23 protein-coding genes are annotated in these 19,683 nt (G+C 39.6%); 18 read left to right on the top strand and 5 right to left on the bottom strand.

From position 1 onward, the window contains the following. Nucleotides 1-78 precede the first annotated feature (78 nt). From hisZ to rsfS, 16 genes are all read left to right on the top strand, one after another. Nucleotides 79-1,188: an ATP phosphoribosyltransferase regulatory subunit gene (gene hisZ / locus T356_RS0101545; RefSeq protein WP_026512975.1), complete on the top strand. Its 1,110-nt coding sequence runs from the start codon at nucleotides 79-81 to the stop codon at nucleotides 1,186-1,188. Between the two features lie 11 nt (nucleotides 1,189-1,199). Beyond that, the gene (gene hisG, locus T356_RS21220; RefSeq protein ID WP_026512974.1) at nucleotides 1,200-1,835 is read left to right on the top strand and encodes an ATP phosphoribosyltransferase; all 636 of its coding nucleotides are present in this window, start codon (nucleotides 1,200-1,202) and stop codon (nucleotides 1,833-1,835) included. 3 nt (nucleotides 1,836-1,838) lie between these two features. Further along, a complete protein-coding gene (hisD, locus tag T356_RS0101535) occupies nucleotides 1,839-3,128 on the top strand; it encodes a histidinol dehydrogenase (RefSeq protein WP_026512973.1) in 1,290 nt (429 codons plus the stop codon). A 183-nt stretch (nucleotides 3,129-3,311) separates the two neighbouring features. Then, nucleotides 3,312-3,902: an imidazoleglycerol-phosphate dehydratase HisB gene (gene hisB / locus T356_RS0101530; protein WP_026512972.1), complete on the top strand. Its 591-nt coding sequence runs from the start codon at nucleotides 3,312-3,314 to the stop codon at nucleotides 3,900-3,902. Between the two features lie 3 nt (nucleotides 3,903-3,905). Then, entirely contained in the window at nucleotides 3,906-5,192 is a 1,287-nt protein-coding gene (hisIE, locus tag T356_RS20710) for a bifunctional phosphoribosyl-AMP cyclohydrolase/phosphoribosyl-ATP diphosphatase HisIE (protein ID WP_026512971.1), read from the top strand. A gap of 9 nt (nucleotides 5,193-5,201) precedes the next feature. Then, nucleotides 5,202-7,082, top strand: a complete 1,881-nt coding sequence (locus tag T356_RS0101520; RefSeq protein WP_026512970.1) for a TIGR03960 family B12-binding radical SAM protein — start codon at nucleotides 5,202-5,204, stop codon at nucleotides 7,080-7,082. 6 nt (nucleotides 7,083-7,088) lie between these two features. Beyond that, nucleotides 7,089-7,817 (top strand): TIGR03936 family radical SAM-associated protein, encoded by a 729-nt coding sequence (locus T356_RS0101515; RefSeq protein ID WP_026512969.1) that lies wholly within the window; start codon nucleotides 7,089-7,091, stop codon nucleotides 7,815-7,817. Further along, nucleotides 7,810-8,982: a ribonuclease E/G gene (locus T356_RS0101510; RefSeq protein ID WP_026512968.1), complete on the top strand. Its 1,173-nt coding sequence runs from the start codon at nucleotides 7,810-7,812 to the stop codon at nucleotides 8,980-8,982. Before T356_RS0101515 ends, T356_RS0101510 begins: the two co-directional genes overlap by 8 nt. An 86-nt stretch (nucleotides 8,983-9,068) precedes the next feature. Continuing rightward, complete coding sequence (gene rplU / locus T356_RS0101505; RefSeq protein WP_026512967.1) at nucleotides 9,069-9,377, top strand: 50S ribosomal protein L21; 309 nt, start codon at nucleotides 9,069-9,071, stop codon at nucleotides 9,375-9,377. Nucleotides 9,378-9,396: 19 nt separating this feature from the next. After that, nucleotides 9,397-9,735, top strand: a complete 339-nt coding sequence (locus tag T356_RS0101500) for a ribosomal-processing cysteine protease Prp (protein WP_026512966.1) — start codon at nucleotides 9,397-9,399, stop codon at nucleotides 9,733-9,735. Beyond that, nucleotides 9,729-10,016: a 50S ribosomal protein L27 gene (gene rpmA, locus T356_RS0101495; protein ID WP_026512965.1), complete on the top strand. Its 288-nt coding sequence runs from the start codon at nucleotides 9,729-9,731 to the stop codon at nucleotides 10,014-10,016. The genes T356_RS0101500 and rpmA overlap by 7 nt, the downstream gene beginning before the upstream one ends. 100 nt (nucleotides 10,017-10,116) lie before the next feature. Next, nucleotides 10,117-11,475 carry a GTPase ObgE gene (obgE, locus tag T356_RS0101490; protein WP_026512964.1) on the top strand — a complete coding sequence of 453 codons (1,359 nt, stop codon included), beginning with the start codon at nucleotides 10,117-10,119 and terminating at the stop codon, nucleotides 11,473-11,475. Continuing rightward, a complete protein-coding gene (yhbY, locus tag T356_RS0101485) occupies nucleotides 11,475-11,789 on the top strand; it encodes a ribosome assembly RNA-binding protein YhbY (protein WP_026512963.1) in 315 nt (104 codons plus the stop codon). The genes obgE and yhbY overlap by 1 nt, the downstream gene beginning before the upstream one ends. Nucleotides 11,790-11,963: 174 nt before the next feature. Next, nucleotides 11,964-12,572 (top strand): nicotinate-nucleotide adenylyltransferase, encoded by a 609-nt coding sequence (gene nadD / locus T356_RS0101480; RefSeq protein ID WP_026512962.1) that lies wholly within the window; start codon nucleotides 11,964-11,966, stop codon nucleotides 12,570-12,572. Beyond that, entirely contained in the window at nucleotides 12,569-13,150 is a 582-nt protein-coding gene (yqeK, locus tag T356_RS0101475) for a bis(5'-nucleosyl)-tetraphosphatase (symmetrical) YqeK (RefSeq protein ID WP_026512961.1), read from the top strand. Before nadD ends, yqeK begins: the two co-directional genes overlap by 4 nt. 13 nt (nucleotides 13,151-13,163) lie before the next feature. Next, on the top strand, nucleotides 13,164-13,526 hold the full coding sequence (gene rsfS, locus T356_RS0101470; protein ID WP_026512960.1) for a ribosome silencing factor: 363 nt from the start codon (nucleotides 13,164-13,166) through the stop codon (nucleotides 13,524-13,526). Nucleotides 13,527-13,615: 89 nt separating this feature from the next. On the opposite strand, the gene lexA is transcribed toward rsfS, so the two are convergent. Further along, the gene (gene lexA, locus T356_RS0101465) at nucleotides 13,616-14,236 is read right to left on the bottom strand and encodes a transcriptional repressor LexA (RefSeq protein ID WP_026512959.1); all 621 of its coding nucleotides are present in this window, start codon (nucleotides 14,234-14,236) and stop codon (nucleotides 13,616-13,618) included. 225 nt (nucleotides 14,237-14,461) lie between these two features. On the opposite strand from lexA, the gene T356_RS20035 reads away from it, so the two are divergent. Beyond that, the gene (locus T356_RS20035) at nucleotides 14,462-14,881 is read left to right on the top strand and encodes a LysM peptidoglycan-binding domain-containing protein (RefSeq protein WP_051563067.1); all 420 of its coding nucleotides are present in this window, start codon (nucleotides 14,462-14,464) and stop codon (nucleotides 14,879-14,881) included. Nucleotides 14,882-15,040: 159 nt separating this feature from the next. Continuing rightward, the gene (locus T356_RS17985; RefSeq protein WP_051563066.1) at nucleotides 15,041-16,183 is read left to right on the top strand and encodes a D-alanyl-D-alanine carboxypeptidase family protein; all 1,143 of its coding nucleotides are present in this window, start codon (nucleotides 15,041-15,043) and stop codon (nucleotides 16,181-16,183) included. 73 nt (nucleotides 16,184-16,256) lie between these two features. Here T356_RS17985 and T356_RS0101450 read toward each other — a convergent pair whose 3' ends face one another. The 4 genes from T356_RS0101450 to T356_RS0101435 form a co-directional block, all read right to left on the bottom strand. After that, the gene (locus T356_RS0101450; RefSeq protein WP_026512958.1) at nucleotides 16,257-17,273 is read right to left on the bottom strand and encodes a tyrosine-type recombinase/integrase; all 1,017 of its coding nucleotides are present in this window, start codon (nucleotides 17,271-17,273) and stop codon (nucleotides 16,257-16,259) included. 184 nt (nucleotides 17,274-17,457) lie between these two features. Further along, complete coding sequence (locus T356_RS0101445) at nucleotides 17,458-17,676, bottom strand: hypothetical protein (RefSeq protein ID WP_026512957.1); 219 nt, start codon at nucleotides 17,674-17,676, stop codon at nucleotides 17,458-17,460. A gap of 114 nt (nucleotides 17,677-17,790) precedes the next feature. Then, nucleotides 17,791-18,564, bottom strand: coding sequence for a PHP domain-containing protein (locus T356_RS17980; protein WP_155838939.1), 774 nt, complete (start codon nucleotides 18,562-18,564; stop codon nucleotides 17,791-17,793). A gap of 60 nt (nucleotides 18,565-18,624) precedes the next feature. Continuing rightward, nucleotides 18,625-19,668: a M42 family metallopeptidase gene (locus T356_RS0101435; protein ID WP_026512956.1), complete on the bottom strand. Its 1,044-nt coding sequence runs from the start codon at nucleotides 19,666-19,668 to the stop codon at nucleotides 18,625-18,627. Nucleotides 19,669-19,683 lie beyond the last annotated feature (15 nt).

Raw genomic sequence — 19,683 nt, 5'->3', positions numbered from 1 at the left:
GTAAATTTTTTTTACTTTGCACCGCTAAAGCAGACACATAGATTTTTGTTTATGATATATAGATTAAGTGAGGTTATTATGAATAAAGTTCTTTTACATACTCCGGACGGAGTACGTGATATTTATGGAAGCGAATACAGCGACAGACTTATTATTGAAAATAAGATCCATAATGTCATCAAAAGCTATGGATATAGCGATATTGACACACCGACATTTGAGTTCTTCGATGTTTTCGCAGATGAGATCAATGCATCAGATGCGCGTGAACTCTACAAGTTCTTTGATAAAGACGGAAATACTCTTGTTTTAAGACCTGATTTCACACCTGCGATCGCACGTTGTGCTTCCAAGGTGATGCTTGAGGATTCAAAGCCTGTCCGTGTTTGCTATAACGGCAAGACTTTCCTTAATACATCAAGTTTTCAGGGAAAGCTTAAACAGAACACAAATATAGGCGTTGAGCTTATGAATGATTCTTCAGTATATGCCGATGCCGAGAATATAGCTCTTTTGATCGAGGCTCTTAAGAGCACGGGACTTACTAATTTCCAGATCAGTATAGGTGATGCGGATTATTACAAGGGAGTCTGCGAGGAGGCCGGAATCGACGCTGATACAGAGGAAAAGATCAGAGAGCAGATCATTGATAAGAATATTTTTGCTGTTGAAGGAATCTTGAGCGAAAGAAACGTTCCCGAGAAATATCGTGGTCTTATCGGTAAGGTCGCTGAATTTATCGGAACGGATGAAGCTCTCGATAAGGCTCAGAGCGAAGTGAGCAACAAGCGTTCACTCGATGCAATAAAGAGACTTAAGGATCTCTACAGGGTTCTTACAAATTACGGTGTTGAGAAATATGTTTCTTTTGACCTCGGAATCCTCAGTAAATTCAATTATTACACAGGCGTGATCTTCCTTGCATATACATACGGCGTGGGAGATGCCATTGCAAAGGGCGGAAGATACGATAATCTTCTCGGTAAATACGGAACAGATGCACCTTCGATAGGTTTCTCAATTATAATTGATGACCTCATGTCTGCACTTTACAGACAGAATGCCACAGTTGAGCATGAAGCTGAGCGAGTAGTCATCACATACAACGAGAACACTTTTGAGGAAGCACTCAGCAAAGCAAAAGAACTTAGAAAAAATGGCACAAATGTTGCTTTGGAGGCTGAATGATCGGAGGAGACATGAGATATTTAACTTTTGCGCTTGGAAAAGGCAGACTTGTAAAAGACACAATGGAACTTTTAAATAAATGTGGGATTGAATGCGAGGAAGTACTTGATAAAAAGACAAGAAAACTTATTTTTACAAATGAGGAACTTGGACTTAAGTTCTTTCTCGCAAAAGGGCCCGATGTACCGACTTATGTTGAGTACGGCGCCGCAGATATAGGAATTGTCGGCGCAGATACTATTCTTGAAGAAAACAGAAGAGTATACGAGGTTTTGGACCTCGGATTTGGAAAATGCAGAATGTGCGTCTGCGGACCGCATGATGCCAAGAGCCTTCTGGAGCATCGCGAGATGATCCGCGTTGCAAGTAAGTATCCGAACATTGCAAAAGATTACTTTTTTAATAAAAAGCATCAGACTGTAGATATAATCAAATTAAACGGTTCGGTTGAACTTGGACCTATTGTTAATCTGTCGGATGTGATCGTCGATATCGTTGAAACAGGATCAACACTCAGAGAAAACGGACTTGAAGTCTTGGAAGAAATTTGTCCGTTATCGGCAAGAGTTATTGTAAATCAGGTTAGCATGCAGATGGAAACAGAGAGAATCAGAAAACTCATCAATGCTATGAAGGAGAATTTATAAGATATGCGTACATTAAAGCTTACAGAAGAAACACAGAGCGAACTCCTTGGAAATCTTTTGAACAGAAATCCCGGAAGCTACACAGAATATGAAAATACAGTAAATGAAATAATTGATAACGTAAGAAAGAACGGTGATAAGGCTGTTTTTGAATATACTCTTAAATTCGATAAGAGTGAACTTTCAGCTTCTACTGTCAGAGTTACAGAAGATGAGATCAAGGCCGCTTACAAAGAGCTTGATCCCAAATTTGTGGAAGTTATGAAAAAGAGTGCTGAGAACATTCGTATATTCCACGAGAAGCAGAAGAGAAATTCCTGGATTGATACAAGAGAAGACGGAAGCATCCTTGGTCAGAGAATTCTTCCCATCGAGATCTCGGGTGTCTATGTTCCCGGCGGAAAAGCCGCTTATCCTTCAAGCGTTCTTATGAATGTTGTTCCTGCAAAAGTTGCAGGCGTTGAAAGAATTGTAATGTGCACACCTCCCGGAAAAGACGGCAAGGTAAATGCGGGAACTTTGGTTGCCGCAGATATCGCAGGTGTTACGGAAGTGTACAAAGTAGGCGGAGCTCAGGCTATCGCTGCCATGGCTTTCGGAACAGAGAGCATTCCTAAGGTTGATAAGATCACAGGCCCCGGAAATATCTTTGTTGCTCTTGCAAAGAAAGCGTGCTTCGGACATGTTTCAATCGATTCTATCGCAGGCCCAAGTGAGATCCTTGTTGTTGCAGATGAGACTGCTAATGCAAGATATGTTGCCGCAGATCTTCTTTCACAGGCTGAGCACGATGAGCTTGCAAGTGCAATACTTGTTACAACATCAGAGAAGCTTGCAAATGATGTTTCCGCTGAAATTGAGGGATTTTTGAAGGAACTTTCAAGATCGGATATCATCAAGAAATCTCTTGATAATTACGGATATATATTTATCGCAGATGATATGGATGCAGCTGTAGATGCAGCAAATGCAATCGCATCGGAGCACCTTGAGATCATTACAAAAGATCCTTACGAAGTAATGACTAAGATAAAGAATGCGGGCGCAATTTTCCTCGGAGCTTATTCATCAGAGCCTCTCGGAGATTATTTTGCAGGTCCCAATCACATTCTTCCAACAAACAGAACCGCAAGATTCTTCTCACCTTTAAATGTTGATGATTTCATGAAGAAGACAAGCATCATTTCTTATTCAAGAGATGCGCTCAGCAAGGTTCACGAAGATATCGAGCTCTTTGCCAAGGAAGAGGGGCTTACAGCTCACGCAAACTCTATAGCGGTAAGATTTGAGTGATAAATTCCAGTTGTTATCGTATTGCGTGATATCGCAAATAGCGATAATTCGTTTTTGAAATTGTATATAATTGTTTTAAAATTGCAAGTGTACTTTCTAAAATGTCCATAAAATGCAAGTTTGGTTTTTAAGCCGAACAGATAACAACAATATTTTGTACTGGTAAATAAGGAGACACAAATTATGGATAACAGAATTGCAAGTGTTACCCGGAATACTAAAGAAACTCAGATTGCCGTAACCATCAACATAGACGGAACGGGAACAAGTGATATTTCAACAGGCATCGGCTTTTTTGACCACATGCTTGAAGGATTCGCAAGGCACGGTCTGTTCGATCTTACAGTCAAGGTCACCGGCGATCTCAATGTAGACGGACACCACACTGTTGAAGATACCGGAATTGTCCTGGGACAGGCTATCCTGAAGGCAATCGGTGACAAAAAAGGCATTAAGAGATACGGAAGCATGATCCTTCCTATGGATGAGACACTTGTTATGAGTGCAGTAGATCTCTGCGGTAGACCGTATTTTGTTATGGACGCCGAGTTTAACGCTCCCATGGTGGGAGATTTTGATACACAGCTTGTAAGTGAGTTTTTCTATGCTGTTTCTTATGCGGCAATGATGAATATTCACCTCAGAGTAATAACCGGATATAATGAACATCACAAGATTGAAGCAATGTTCAAGGCTTTTGCCAAGTCACTTGACGAAGCAACAAGTTTCGATCCCAGGATCAAAGATGTTCTCAGCACAAAAGGAGCCCTTTAAATTATGAATGACAATAAGAAATTTATCCCCTGCATTTATCTGTGTGAAGATAAGGCTTGGTCGGATTTTAAGAAATCAGATGTTATTAGCGAAGCCCCCGCAGCGCTTGCTGAGGCTTATTCCGACGCAGGTGCGGATGAGATTATAGTATTCGATCTTTCACCCGAGGGAGATGACAAACTTCACGAAGATTCACTTCATATGCTTCAGAAGATCTGCAAAGCCGTAGACGTTGAAGTTATCGGTGCTGGAAACGTTAAGCGCATGGAGGACATCAAGAAGCTCATTTATGCCGGATGCAAGAAGGCGTTCCTTAACTATTCCAAAGAAGGCAACAGAGAGATCCTCAAAGAGGTTTCAAGCAAATTCGGCAAAGAAAAGATCGGTATCTGCTACAGCAATCCTCAGGATATTACAGATGATATCGAGAATGTCGATGAACTTGCTTCAGAGCTTATATTTATAGGCGATAACAGTAAATTCAAGACAAATTCTCTTTTGCCCGTAATATTATTCGTTGAACAGAGCGATGACAACAGCCTTGTAGAAAGCCTTAAATCAGATAAGGTTCAGGGTGTTACGGGAACTTATGTAAATAAGAACTATGCAAGGATAAATGACTGGAAGGATGCCTGCAAGAGTGCGGGAATTCCCGTATTCAGACTTGAAGCTGCTTTTTCATGGGATCAGCTCAAAAAGAACTCCGACGGAATGGTTCCCGTTATTGTTCAGGACTACCGCACAGATCAGGTTCTTATGCTTGCTTATATGAACGAGGAAGCATATAACATGACAATCAAAACAGGCAAGATGACATATTACAGCAGAAGCCGCAATGAGCTCTGGATAAAGGGCGAAACCAGTTCACATTATCAGTATGTGAAATCTCTTTATACCGATTGCGACTATGATACGATCCTTGCTAAGGTTAAGCAGATCGGCGCAGCATGTCATACAGGAAAATATTCCTGTTTCTTTAATGAGATTGCGAGCAAGAACTATACCGAGAAGAATCCTCAGAAAGTTCTCGACAACGTATATGATGTTATTAAAGACAGAAAGGTTAATCCCAGAGAGGGTTCTTATACAAATTACCTGTTTAACAAGGGTGTAGACAAGATTCTTAAGAAGCTCGGAGAAGAGGCAACAGAGATTGTTATTGCTTCAAAGAATCCCGAGGAAAAAGAAATAGTTTACGAAATTTCTGATTTCCTGTATCATATGATGGTCCTTATGGCTGAGAAAAATGTCAGCTGGGAGGATATTACCGACGAACTGTCTAGACGATAAGGGAAAAATATGAATTACAATTTAGCACTGTCAGATGACATACTTTTAAGTATCGAAAAACCTGAAAGGTACATCGGAAACGAAGCCAACAGCATTACGAAGGATAAAAAAGCGGTTGATATTCGATTCGCTATGTGCTTTCCTGATGTTTACGAGATTGGTATGTCACATCTGGGAATACAGATTTTATACGGAATGTTCAATTCTTTTGAGGACGTCTGGTGTGAGCGCGTTTATTCGCCGTGGCTCGACATGGATGAGGTCCTCAGAAAAGAGGACATTCCTCTTTTTGCGTTGGAATCACAAGATCCTGTAAAGGACTTTGACTTCCTCGGATTTACTTTGCAGTACGAGATGTGTTACACAAATATACTGCAGATTCTCGATCTTTCAAAGATCCCGCTTCTTGCAAAAGAAAGAACCTGGGATCATCCGATCGTAATAGGCGGAGGCCCCTGCACATACAATCCCGAGCCTATTGCGGACTTTTTTGACATATTTTATATAGGTGAAGGCGAGACGAGATACAGAGAGATCTTTGATTATTACAAAAAGTGTAGGGCTGACGGAACTTCAAGGGAAGATTTCCTTCACGGCTGCGCAAAGATGCCCGGTATCTACGTTCCTGGGTTCTATAATGTCGAATATAAGGAAGACGGAACTATTAAATCTATGCTTCCGATATACGATGATATCCCAAAAACCATCAAAAAAGAGATGTGTTTAGAGATATCAGATGTTTTTTATCCCACAAAACCTGTTGTTCCCTATATCAAGATAACTCAGGACAGAGTAGTCCTTGAGATCATGAGAGGTTGCATCAGAGGTTGCAGATTCTGTCAGGCGGGACAGCTCTACAAGCCGCTCAGGGAAAAAGATGTCGAGCACCTAAAGGAACTTGCTATTGAGTCATTAAAGAACACGGGGTATGAGGAAATCTCACTCAGTTCATTAAGTTCAAGTGATTATACCAAGCTCCCCGAGCTCATTGATTTCCTGATAAAGAGTTGCAATGAGAGAAAGGTCAATATTTCACTTCCTTCTCTTAGAATTGATGCATTCTCACTTGATGTTATGAGCAAGGTTCAGGACGTAAAAAAGAGCAGTCTTACATTTGCGCCCGAGGCCGGAACTCAGAGAATGAGAGATGTTATAAATAAGGGACTTACAGAGGAAGATATCTTAAGAGGCTCGCACGAGGCGTTTCTTGGAGGTTGGAACAAAGTTAAGCTCTATTTCATGCTAGGGCTTCCGACAGAGACAGACGAAGATATCCTCGGAATCGGTGAGATTGCCAATAAAGTGGCTGCGGAATACTTTGATACCGTTCCCAAGGAAAAGAGAAACGGAAGAACAATTGATATCGTTGCAAGTACATCTTTCTTTGTACCTAAGCCGTTTACTCCGTTCCAGTGGGCTCCCATGAATACCAAGGAAGAATTCCTTGAAAAGGCAAATAAGACCAGAAAAGGCATCATGTCACAGCTTAACCAGAAGCATATCAAGTACAACTGGCACGAAGCTGATGCGAGCATGATGGAAGGTGTCCTTGCAAGAGGCGACAGAAAGCTCTGCGACGTTATCTTAAAGGCCTATGAAAAAGGCTGTATCTTCGATGCGTGGGGTGAATACTTTAAGTTCGACGTATGGATGGATACATTTAAAGAATGCGGCGTAGATCCTATGTTCTATACCGTAAGGGAAAGAAGCGACGACGAGATTTTCCCATGGGATATATTAAATTGCGGTGTTACCAAATCCTTCCTTCTTCGCGAATGGAAAAATGCTCTTGCCGGAAACAAGTCAAGCAACTGCAGAAACGGCTGTCTTGGCTGCGGAGCCGCATCATACGGCGTCGGAGTATGTTTTGAGAACAAAAAAGAAAGTTGATCTTTTATGAATAAATTACGTCTTAAATTTTCTAAAAACGGCCCGATCAAATTTATCGGCCACCTCGATGTTATGAGGTATTTTCAGAAAGCCATCAGAAGAGCTGAGATCGATATCAAGTATTCTGAAGGCTTCAGCCCGCATCAGGTCATATCTTTTGCCCAGCCTTTGAGCGTAGGAGCTACAAGTGACGGAGAATACATGGATATTTCCGTTAATTCCATGGTAAGCGCAGAAGACATCATGAACAGATTAAATTCTGTCATGAATGAGGGCATTGAGATTCTTGCAATAAGAGAACTTTCAGAAGGCGATGAGAAGGCCATGACTGCTTGTCACGCTGCCAAATACAGGATCTCTTTCAGAGAGAAATTTAAGCCCTCATATGACTGGATTGAAAAATTCAAAGAATACCTTGCGCTGGATAAGCTTCCTGCCATGAAAAAGACAAAGAAGGGCGAAAAAGAAATCGATATGAAGCCTATGATATTCGATTTTTCTTTTGACAAAGAGCAGGGATACATCGAGCTTTTACTCAGCATGAGCAGTAGCGCCACTCTTAAACCCGCACTTTTGCTTCAAGGATTTTTTGATCATATGAAAGAAGAGCTTGCGCCACATGCAATGGCTATTCACAGACTTGATATTTATAAATATGTCGAAAACGACGGAAAGCCTTATATAGAGCCATTTATAACAGATGATATACAAAAGAGGTTTTATTTAAATGTCTGAGATCATTATTTCCGAATATCTGAATACACCGGTCGTAACCGCTTTTATTGGCAATAAGATGGAATATCTTTCTTTTGTAAGAGATAATGAACTTGGAAACATTTACGTAGCCAAAGTCGATCATATAGTAAAGAATATAAATGCCGCTTTTGTCAGATATGACAAGGATAAGACAGGGTATCTGCCTTTACGAAACATAACAGGTGCTTGTGTTATAAACCGCCCGTTTGAAAGCGGCGATGCTCTTAAGAACGGTGATGATGTCATTGTTCAGGTAGAATCCGAAGCCGTTAAGACCAAGAAAACAAAACTTACGACAAATCTGTCCATATCGGATGATTATGTTGCGGTGACGCTTGGTAAATACGGCGTCGGTGCATCGATAAAGCTTTCTGATAACATAAGGACTTTACTTGCAGATGAGATAAAAGCAGATTACGAGACTATTATGCAGGAATATACGGATGAGCTCTTTGGAGCTTCGGCCGGTGTAATCATACGAACCAAGGCATCTGAGATTGAAGATGACAAGGCGCGTGATGTTATAGAAAGTTCTTTTAAAAGTTGTCTTGATAAACTTGCTGAAATTCTTTCGGAAGGAAGAAAAAGGACTCTCTACAGCTGTGTTCACGTTTCGGACAGCGGAAGTACGGATAAGCTTATAGAAAGCGCCGAAGCATTTCTTAAAATAAGAAATGAATCCGAATATAAAATTATAGAAGATACCGGCATTCACGGGATAAAATCTGCGATTGAAGATCTAAAGCACCGTAAAGTCTGGCTTAAAAGCGGAGCATATATTATCATCGAGCAGCTTGAAAGCTTTAATGCAATTGATGTAAACAGCGGGAAAGCTATCAAGGGAAAAGATGATATTGCCTTTAAGGTAAATCTTGAAGCGGTCAATGAGATTTTCAGACAGATTCGCCTCCGGAACCTCACAGGTATGATTCTCATCGACTTTATCAATATGGACGATGATGAAAAATACGAAGAATTGATACATAAAGTCAAATCTTTTTGCAAGTACGAACAGGTACATACCGTTTTTGTAGATGTTACGGGGCTTGGCATCATGGAGCTCACCAGAAACAAAAACGATAAAACGTTAAAAGAAATATTGAAGGATGTCGAAAAAGCTGTTGACAACAGTATTCATCAATGATATGATACTTTGGTATGCCGCATAACTAGGCTTAAGTGGTTTAGTCCCGCCAAAGTTAGCGAGTTTTTTGAAGAAGGAGGTAACTTATGTACGCAATTATTGTAACTGGTGGAAAGCAGTACAAAGTTTCCGAGGGTGATGAGATCAAAGTTGAGAAGCTTGATGTTGAGCCCGGAAAAGAAGTAACATTTGACAATGTTATTGCAGTAAATGATGACAAGGCACTTAAGGTAGCCGGAGATGTTAGCGGAGCTAAGGTTAGCGCAACAGTTGTTGAGCAGGGCCGCGCTAAGAAGGTTGTTGTTTACAAGTACAAGAGAAAGACTGGCTATCACAAGAAGAATGGTCACAGACAGCCTTTCACACTTGTTAAGATTAACAAGATCACTATGTAATTATTAGTAAGACGGAATAATGACTACTATTACGATTACCAAATCTTCAACAGATAAATACAAGAAAATTGAGTGCAGCGGACATGCCGGATACGCCGATAGCGGTGAGGATATTGTTTGTTCTGCAATTTCCATTCTTACGTTGAATCTTGCCAATTCTATTGAGGAGTTGACTAAGGATGATTTTTCTTGTGATATTGATGAAGACAACGGTTATTTTTCAATTTCCTTCGATGATGAACTCTCAAAGGAAGCCGATCTTCTCGTAAGATCTTTTGAATTAGGTATAGATGGTATATTCCGACAGTACGGTAAGAAGTTTTTGAACATTAAATTTAGGAGGGATAAGTCATGTTGAATATTAACCTTCAATTTTTTGCTCATAAGAAGGGTGTTGGATCAACCAAGAACGGTAGAGATTCAGAATCCAAGAGACTTGGAGCAAAAAGAGCTGACGGACAGTTCGTTAAGGCCGGTAATATTTTATACAGACAGCGTGGAACACACATCCATCCCGGTGTAAATGTTGGAATCGGTAGCGATGATACATTATACGCACTTGTTGATGGCGTTCTTAGATTTGAGCGTAAGGGCAGAGATAAAAAGCAGGCCAGCGTTCATCCTGTAGAGAATAAGTAATTTAACTAAGCGGGCTTCAAACATTTGAGTTTGAAGCCCATATTGTATTAAATAGATTTTGTTATTAAAGTAATCCATTTATTTTGAAAAGGGACAGATTATGCCAGTATTTGTAGATAAAGCAAAAATCTTTATACAAAGCGGAAAAGGCGGAGACGGACATGTTTCGTTTCGAAGAGAGAAATATGTGCCTAACGGCGGCCCGGATGGCGGAGACGGCGGAAAAGGCGGAGACGTGATCTTTATCGTTGATGAAGGTATCAATACACTTGCCGATTTTCATTACGGCGGCAAGTATAAAGCACAAAACGGTCAGGATGGAAATAAGAGACGTTGCCATGGTAAAAATGGCGAGGATTTATATATAAAAGTTCCCGAAGGAACTGTCATAAAAGAAGCAAACACAGGCAAAGTTATAGCCGATATGAGCGGTGATAACAAAAAGGCTGTTATTTTAAAGGGCGGAAGAGGCGGAAACGGAAATATGCACTACGCAACTTCCACAATGCAGGCACCCAAATACGCTCAGCCCGGTCAGCCCGCGCTTATGCTTGAAGTCATGCTTGAGCTTAAGGTTATTGCCGATGTGGGACTTGTCGGATTCCCCAATGTCGGAAAATCAACCTTTTTATCAAAGGTTTCAAACGCAAAGCCCAAGATTGCAAACTATCACTTCACCACATTGTCTCCAATGCTCGGTGTAGTTGATCTTTCTGATGCAAGAGGCTTTGTTGTTGCGGATATTCCGGGACTTATCGAAGGCGCTTCGGAAGGACTGGGCCTTGGACATGAGTTTTTGAGACATATCGAGAGAACTCGTATGATGATCCATGTTGTAGACGCGGCTTCAACAGAGGGACGAGATCCTATTGAAGATATCGAGGCTATCAACGCGGAGCTTAAGAACTACAATGCCGATATTTCAAGCAAACCTCAGGTAATTGCTGCAAATAAGATTGACATGCTTCCCGACGGTGAAAATTCAGAAATAATTAAGAAAATAAGAGAGAAGTACGAACCGCTTGGAGTTAAGGTCTTTGCCACCTCGACCCTAACTGGAAAAGGCATTCGTGAACTGCTATACTATGTAAGTAGGACTCTCGATGAACTTCCGAAAGATGCTGTTGTATTTGAACAGGAATTCTTCCCTGAGACAATGGCTCGTGATACAGATGAGGCATTTACGGTAACATATGATAGCGATGAGAAAGAGTTCGTCATTGAAGGACCTAAGATTGAGAAAATGCTTGGTTATACTAACCTTGAATCCGAGAAGGGATTTGCATTCTTCCAGAACTTCCTCAAGGACAACGGTATTCTGGATGAGCTTGAGAAGCTCCACATAAACGAAGGTGATACCGTAAGAATGTACGGATACAGCTTTGAATACTATCGCAACGCAGATACTGTTCCTGCCGGCGATACAGATGAATATGACGATGAAGAGGATGAAACATAATGACATTAACAAGTAAACAAAGAGCATATTTAAAGAGTCTTGCGGCTGATCTTGATCCTGTTTTTCAGATAGGTAAATCAACCGTAACACCGGAAATAATAGACGCGATTGCTGAAACATTCAATACACATGAGCTTGTTAAGATCGCTGTTTTAAAGAACTGCATGGATGATGTATCGAACGTAGCAATTATGGTTTCTGAGAGAACACGTTCGGATCTCGTTCAGGTTATCGGAAGAAAATTTGTGTTATATAAGCCATTCAAGGACGAACCCAAGATAGTTTTACCCAAGACCAAGAAGGCTGTTAACTGATTTCTATAACATCTTAAATGAAATTACAGAAATCCGCACTGGCTGCGGATTTCGTGAGAACATGATTCAGGAGTCAACCAAGCCCTATCGACGAAGTCGATTCAAATTGGCTTGGTTGATGCATTCTTGAACTTCATGTTCAAGAATGCATTATCCCATTACGGAGGCGCTCTTATGGCTAGCAGAAAGATCGGTATTTTTGTAGGAAACTTTGACCCAATACACTACGGACATCTTCTTTTAGGAGAAGCCGCAAGGGAGCAATATGGTTTGGACAGAGTAATCTTTATCCCCGAGAAACTTGCTCATCTTATGAAGGGAAGCACTTTATCACCCGGAGATATCAGATATAATATGGTCAAAATGGCAATCAAAGACAATCCATATTTTACCTGCTCCAGAATCGAGATTGATAAACCAAAAGGAACCTATACATATGACACATTGGAAGAGCTTAAGAGCATGTATCCCGGCGATGAGCTTTATCTAATACTTGGCGGAGATGCCGTTGTAGATATTGATACCTGGTATAATGCAAAAGAGCTTCTTAAGTCTTGCACGATTCTTGCCGCTGTAAGAGACAACCATGATGTTGCTGCACTTGACAGCGTGAGAAGAAAACTACTCAAACAATTTGATGTTGATATACAGTTTCTTACATTTAACAGAATTGATATCTCTTCACAAGAGATCAGAAAAAGAGTCAGAACGGGCAGAAGCATTAAATATATGGTTCCTAAAGAGTGCATAGAGTTTATATGTTTAAAAGGATTATATAAATGAAGACCTTAGATATTACTCAAAAGCTTAGAAAAGAGCTCGAAAAGGAATTAAAGCCCGATCGTTTCGACCATACTCTGGGCGTTGCATACACAAGTGCTTCTCTTGCGATGGTACACGGAGCAAACGTCGAAAAAGCACTTATTGCAGGATTCTTGCATGACTGCGCCAAATGTCTGTCGCATGAAGAACAGCTTAAGATCTGTGAAAAGAACAATATAGAACTTACTGATGTTGAAAGAAGGAATCATTCACTTCTTCATGCAAAAGCAGGAATCTATATTGCAAGCACCAAATATGAGATCCGCGACAGGGAAATCCTTGATGCGATAAGATATCATACAACAGGAAGAGAAAATATGTCTCTTCTTGAAAAGATCGTATATATCGCAGATTTCATAGAACCTAACAGAAAACCTCTCGATGACATGAATATCATCAGGCAGGAAGCGTTTTCTGATATAGATAAGTGCCTTGCGCATATATTGTACAATTCAATCGTATATTTAAGAACCATAGGAAAAGAGTGTGATGATACCACTATGAAAGCTTATGAGTTCTACAAGAAATACTATAAATAAGAATGAGGTGAATATGTCAGATATTGAGAACTCAAAGAAAATGGCTTTGATGGCAATGGATGCATTGGAAGACAGAAAAGGTATTGATGTTCATGCCATTGATATAAGCGAAATTTCTACACTTGCAGATTATTTTATAATCGCAAACGGAACAAACTCAAACCAGGTACAGGCCATGGCAGACAGCGTTCAGGACGCTCTCGGAAGAGCAGGGTATCTTACAAAGAACGTTGAAGGCTATGAATCAGCAAATTGGATTCTTCTGGATTTCGGTGATATCATTGTACATGTTTTTGACAGTGAGAACAGAGTATTCTATGATCTTGAGAGAATCTGGAGAGACGGAAAGCCTGTAGAAAAAGAAAGTCTTAATTAAATTAGAATGAATAAGCGGCCGGTATGATTCGATTATGAACCATATCGGCCGTATTTTTATCATTTATATTTTTATCATTTATATTCCTATCACTTATAAAATCTCATAACTCCGAACACTCTGCCGAGGATTTTGCAATCATCTACGATTATGGGATCCATGGTATCATTTTCGGGCTGAAGCCTGATGTGATTGTTCTCTTTATAGAAAGTCTTGACCGTAGCCGAATCATCTATAAGTGCAACGACCTGCTCGCCGTTCTTGGCAGTGTTACATACCTCTACAAAGATCTGATCGCCGTTGTATATACCGGCATTTATCATTGAATCACCCTTAACATTCAGAATAAATGCATCTGATCCCTTAGGACACATAGATGCGGGAATCGGAATGTAAGAATCAATATTTTCCTCAGCAAGGATAGGAGAGCCTGCGGCAACCTGACCGACAACAGGAATGCTTACGATCTCTGTTCTTATCATATTAAAACTGTCATCGCAGATAGTAATCGCACGCGGCTTGGTGGGGTCACGCTTGATATATCCCTTTTTCTCCAAATTACCCAGATGTGTAAAAACTGAAGATGTAGATTTAAGATTAACCGCAGCACAAATGTCGCGTACTGACGGAGGAAAGCCCTTTGTTAATGTCTCTTCCTTGATATAATCAAGGATCTTCTGCTGAATTGGTGTAAGTTTGCTCTTATCCATATATACCTCCTAAATCCCGAAACATCATCTATCGTCGATAAACTGCTTGATACGTAGGATGTACCGGTTCTTTAACAAGTATAGCATATGAAAATTCAAAACACAAATATTTGTTCGCGAAAATATGTTCTGTTTTTTCTTGACAAACGAATGTTTGTTCGATATCATGATAGCAGAACGGTTGTTCGCAAATATTTGTTCGATTTATGTGGAAAGGTGGCAGTTATGAGTGAAGCATTGACTATTGCAGCAAGTTTATACAACGATCCCAGATATTTCAGCAAGAGCGAGATCAGAATCAGAAATAACAAGATCAGACGTAAGAATATTGTCAGAAGACAGTTTATATCACTTATGGTCGCAATCTCGGCATTGATCTTCATCATAGTTTTCAACTTGACTAGTTTTAATTCTGATGCACAGTCCGATACATATGTGCCTGAATATAAATATTACAGATCGATTAACATCCATCCCGGTGACAATCTCTGGACAATAGCTGCTTCAATGTATTCAGCCGATCATTACGATGATATAAACGATTACATTGAGGAAGTGTGCAATATTAACAATTTATCGGACGCATCTGACTTAATTGCGGGAGAAACACTTGTAATTCCATATTATTCAACAGAATTTAAATAATATTTGACGAATAAACAGAAAACAGGGCGGATAAAATAAAGTTTTTTCCGCCCTGTAAGTTTTTTTTACATTATTTTGTAGCTTTTTGCCCTTGAACATATAGCTAAAAAAATGATAACATTTAATAGTTATATTTTTTTTATAGGGTGGAATTTAGTTTTGAGAAATAGCAGAAAAAGACGACGTTCTTTAAGGCGAAGAAGTTACAGAAAAAGAAACGGACAACGGCTTTCCGTTAGAGAATATAAATTAAGACGACAAAGAGAAATTATCCTTCATACAATTACATTTGTAATAGTATTATTTTTCATTTTATCCGGATTTGTATTTGGTATAGGTAAGATTCACAAAACTAAGGAAAAGAAACAAGACGCCGAAGCATCAGCAGAGGCTGACAACACGCCGCTTGATGTAGTAGATACAGTTATCAAAGACGTTCAGCTCAACCCATATTTGGAAAAATCAGCTGACGCTGCATCATTCTTTAAGGGATATAAAGTGCAGTATGTTGAATCAAACGTGTCTACCATCAATACAGAAAATATGATGAGTACTTATGCGGTTCTGCTTGATCTGGACACAGGAGAAGTTATTGCCGGAAAAAGCGCAAGGACACGTATTAATCCTGCTTCGATGACCAAGATATTAACTCTATTGGTTGCTGCAGAGCATATAAAAAGTCTAGATGATGAATATGAAATAAATGAAGGAATAACGAAATACGTACTTGAAAATGATTGTATGAACGTTGGACTCCAAGTCGGTGATAAACAGACTGTCAGAGATCTTATGTACGGTACTATTTTGAAATCCGGTGCCGATGCAGCTATAGGTCTTGCTGAATATGTTGCGGGATCACAAGATGCTTTTGTAGAATTGATGAATCAAAAGCTTGAAGAGCTTGGTCTTTCCGATTCGGCTCATTTTACAAATTGTGTCGGAATATTCAACGAGGATCACTATTGTACGCCACTTGATATAGCAATTATTCTTAAGGCTGCTGAAGAGAATGCTCTTTGTCACGAAATTTTGCAAGCAAGAACCTATACAACATCACCAACCAAAGCAGCTCCCAAAGGAATAAACATATCAAATCTGTTCCTTAGAAGAATAGAAGATAAGGATACGCATGGTGAGGTTCTTGGCGCTAAGACCGGATATGTACATCAGGCCGGTTCTTGCGGAGCCAGCTATGAGATTTCCAATAACGGTAAGCATTATATTTGTGTTACAGCCAATTCTTTCAGTTCATGGAGATGCATCTACGATCATGTAGAAATATATGATAGTTTTGTAAATTAGTTTAATAATATGACATTATAAAACCCGGAAATTTTTCAGTTTTTCCGGGTTTTGCTTATAATATTTCAATATTTTATCTTAATCCCTGCAATATCGATCTGGAATCCTTCATAGCTGAATCTGAAGCTTTAGCATATATATTTGTGGTCTGTATGCTCTTATGATTCATTTTTTTCTTAAGAAGAAGGATATCTTTATCGCTCGCAGCATAAAAACTCATTGCAAAACTTGATCTTAATTTATGCGGAGATATTATCCTGGCTTTTTCCGGAAGACAAGCAGTCACATACTTCTTTACAAGCATCTCAACGGCTCGAACTCCAAGTCTTTTGCCGGTAGAAGTAGTAAAAGCAGGGTACTTGAGATTATTTGCAGATAATCCGTTTTTTGCCTTTTGAGAAGTAAAATATACATCCAGATAATCACGACATTCATCGGAATAATAGATTATCTGCGTGTCACCGCCTTTTCTGTTAACGACAACACTGCAATCATCAAGGTTGTAATCAATAATATCCGTGCCGAGCATCTCAGAAACTCTAAGTCCCGTATCAAGGAGCAAAATAAACATGGCTGAATCCCTGTCTGCATAGATATAATGCACTTTAGCGACAGAATCATGAAGATTGGTCCCGTGCCTTACGGTGTCCAGAAGAGTACTCTGTTCCTTGTTTGTTAAATAAATAACATCCTTATTTGGAATTTTAATTGTCTTAGTAGCTGCAATTGGATTTCGCGGCATTTTACCCGTTGCAACAAAAAAGCCATACATACTGGATAAGGAAGCACGTTTTCTTTTAACAGTTGTTTCCTTGTGATTACCGGAAAGCGTTGTTAGGAACCTGTTTATATCAAGAATTTCTATATTGGCAACGTCATCTATGGTAAGTTCCTTGATGTCTTTATCGCAATATTTTGGCAGATAATTTGTTATGAATTCAAGATAGACCTTTATATCACGACAATATTCGAGCTTAGTCGCATAATTCTCAACGCGTCCGAAATTATAGATAAAGTCAGAAATAAATTCAGGCATTTCACTTAAGAGTTCATTGATCTTATCAGAGTATTGTGTTTTGTTCTCAAGCATCGTGTAGTTCCTCCAAACAAGATATTTATAGCTGTATATGCGCTTTAAAACAGATAAAAAATAGATATATAGGCAAAGAATACCTATATATCTATAATAACACACTATATGTTTTTCGTAAAACTAGAATTTTGCGAAAAAGTTTATTTGCATCCCTACCAGTGCTAAATTGCTAAATTGTCCGTTATTTCTTAAAAAGTCCTCCGGCAATATTTTTAATATCTCCAAGGTCAAACTTGCCATCTGCAAGCGCTGATTGAACCTTTTTGACATCGGCTTCATCAATATTGATATTGGCTTTTGCTAAAAGATCCTTTGCCTGACTAAGATCAGCTGATGAAAGTTGCTTTAAAAGATCTTTGTTACCTGAAATCTGCTTGATAATACTTGTAATATCTGCCATTTTCAAATTCCTCCTTTAATAACAACACTTTTTTATCATTATATCAAAAAACTCTATGAAATAAGCATAAAAAAGAGGTTATCTATTAAATAACCTCTCCATTTACTTAAATATTCAATGCCAGAACACTTCAAGAGTCGGCCCTTGTGTAGGAATCGTAAGCGCTGTATCACCCTTAACTTCTTTAAATTCTATATTGTTTTGTATATTACGCGCAAATACAGGAGTTCCTTCGTTGTTCATAAAAGCTTTTACATATTCTTCAATAGAATTTATCTTATGATCGAAGCTCATTCCGCCCATATCGGTTTGTCCCGGATTATGGATATCGGAACCTGCAGACATTCTGAATTTCTTTTCAACAGCATATTCGTATCCGAGTGAATTCTGATAATCGGGATTGCAGGCGTTGTATACCTCTACTCCGTCGCATACTGCGGGCGTTAAGTTTATCTCGCTCAGATACCCTCTTTCTCTGTACGGATGAGCCTGAACCATGATTCCGCCGTAATTATGTACGGATTCGCAGACTTCATATCTGTCTTTTTCCAGAATATCAGGATTATCAAGGAGCCAGTTCTCATCTACTCCGTAAAGAAGAAATTCATCGCCCTTGAAATTGTATTCGATACCGAACATTACAGTGAGGTCAGATTCGGTTTTCTGTGCTTCTTCCAATGCATGCTTGTAACCGCTGCAATACATCTCTACCCTTTTCTCCCAGGGCAGATCCTTTGGAACACAACTGTTTCCGTTGAAAAAATGATCTGTGATTATTATTCCGCTGTAACCAAGATCAGACATATATTTAATAAACTCGCGGCCCTCTGTTCCCGAACAGGCGCTCGCTTCCTTGGTGTGCATGTGAGTTTCATAAATGTACTTCATAATGTCTTTAAATCTTGTGTGCCGGACGGCACACTAATCCTCCTGCTAAATAATTTATCTTTATTGCAATAAATATGCTATCAATAATTTTAATGTGTTCTCCGCGCCGTCTTTATGACTTCTCTCATATCCGTGAGACGCATAAACACCCGCACCTATAAGTCCGTGCCTGAGATCGTTTCCGGCACGAAGTGATGCTTCGGCGTCGCTTCCGTACATAGGATAAACATCAACAGCATAATCTATTTCATTGTCCATAGCTGTTTTTATCAGTGTTTTTACAATATTGTAATTGTAAGGGCCGTTACTGTCCTTTGCACATATGGAAACCTGACGTTCCGTGCAGTTTAAATCTTCACCGACACACCCCATGTCTACTGACATAACCTCAGTGCATCCTTCGGGAACATTACCGCATCCGCCGTGTCCTACTTCTTCATATACCGTGATATGCGCATATATGGCTCTTTCAGGGATTATATTATTATCTTTAATATATTTTGCAAAAGCAAAAATAATACCCACACTGAGCTTATCATCAAGAAATCTTGACTTGATATATCCGCTCTTTGTAACTCTGAAATTGGGATCAAAGCAGACAATATCGCCTACAGAGATTCCAAGCTTTTTGACATCGTCAACGCTATGAACGTCCTCGTCGAGAACAACTTCACAGCTGCTCCATTCTCTTTTGTTCTCATCATATTTTTTGTTTACATGAATAGAAGCATCATTTAGCTGGAATGTACCCTCGTATTCACCGGCAAATTTGGTGATGACCTTTACATTCTCTGTCTCGGCATTATTAGGATTCATTCCGCCAAGGTTTGTAAGTTCCAATCTGCCGTTAGACTTGATCTTTGAAACCATTCCGCCGAGAGTGTCGACATGAGCTTCAAGAAGGAGCCCGTTATCCTTATCTTTACCGCCAAACTCGACAATTACTCCGCCTTTGTTTGCATAATATGCTTTAAAGCCCAGATCTTCGAATTCCTTTTTTACAAATGCCGCAGCATTCTCGGTATAACCTGTAGGAGAATCAATTTTTACGATTTCCTCTGTTTTACTGATAAGATAATCTACATATTCCTTTTCTAATTTCATCTTCATAATTTTTAC

The sequence above is a fragment of the Butyrivibrio sp. LB2008 genome (assembly GCF_000621565.1).
Classification (GTDB): Bacteria; Bacillota; Clostridia; order Lachnospirales; family Lachnospiraceae; genus Butyrivibrio.
Note: the sequence above shows the minus strand (reverse complement) of the source record. Positions and strands in the feature narration are given on the sequence as shown.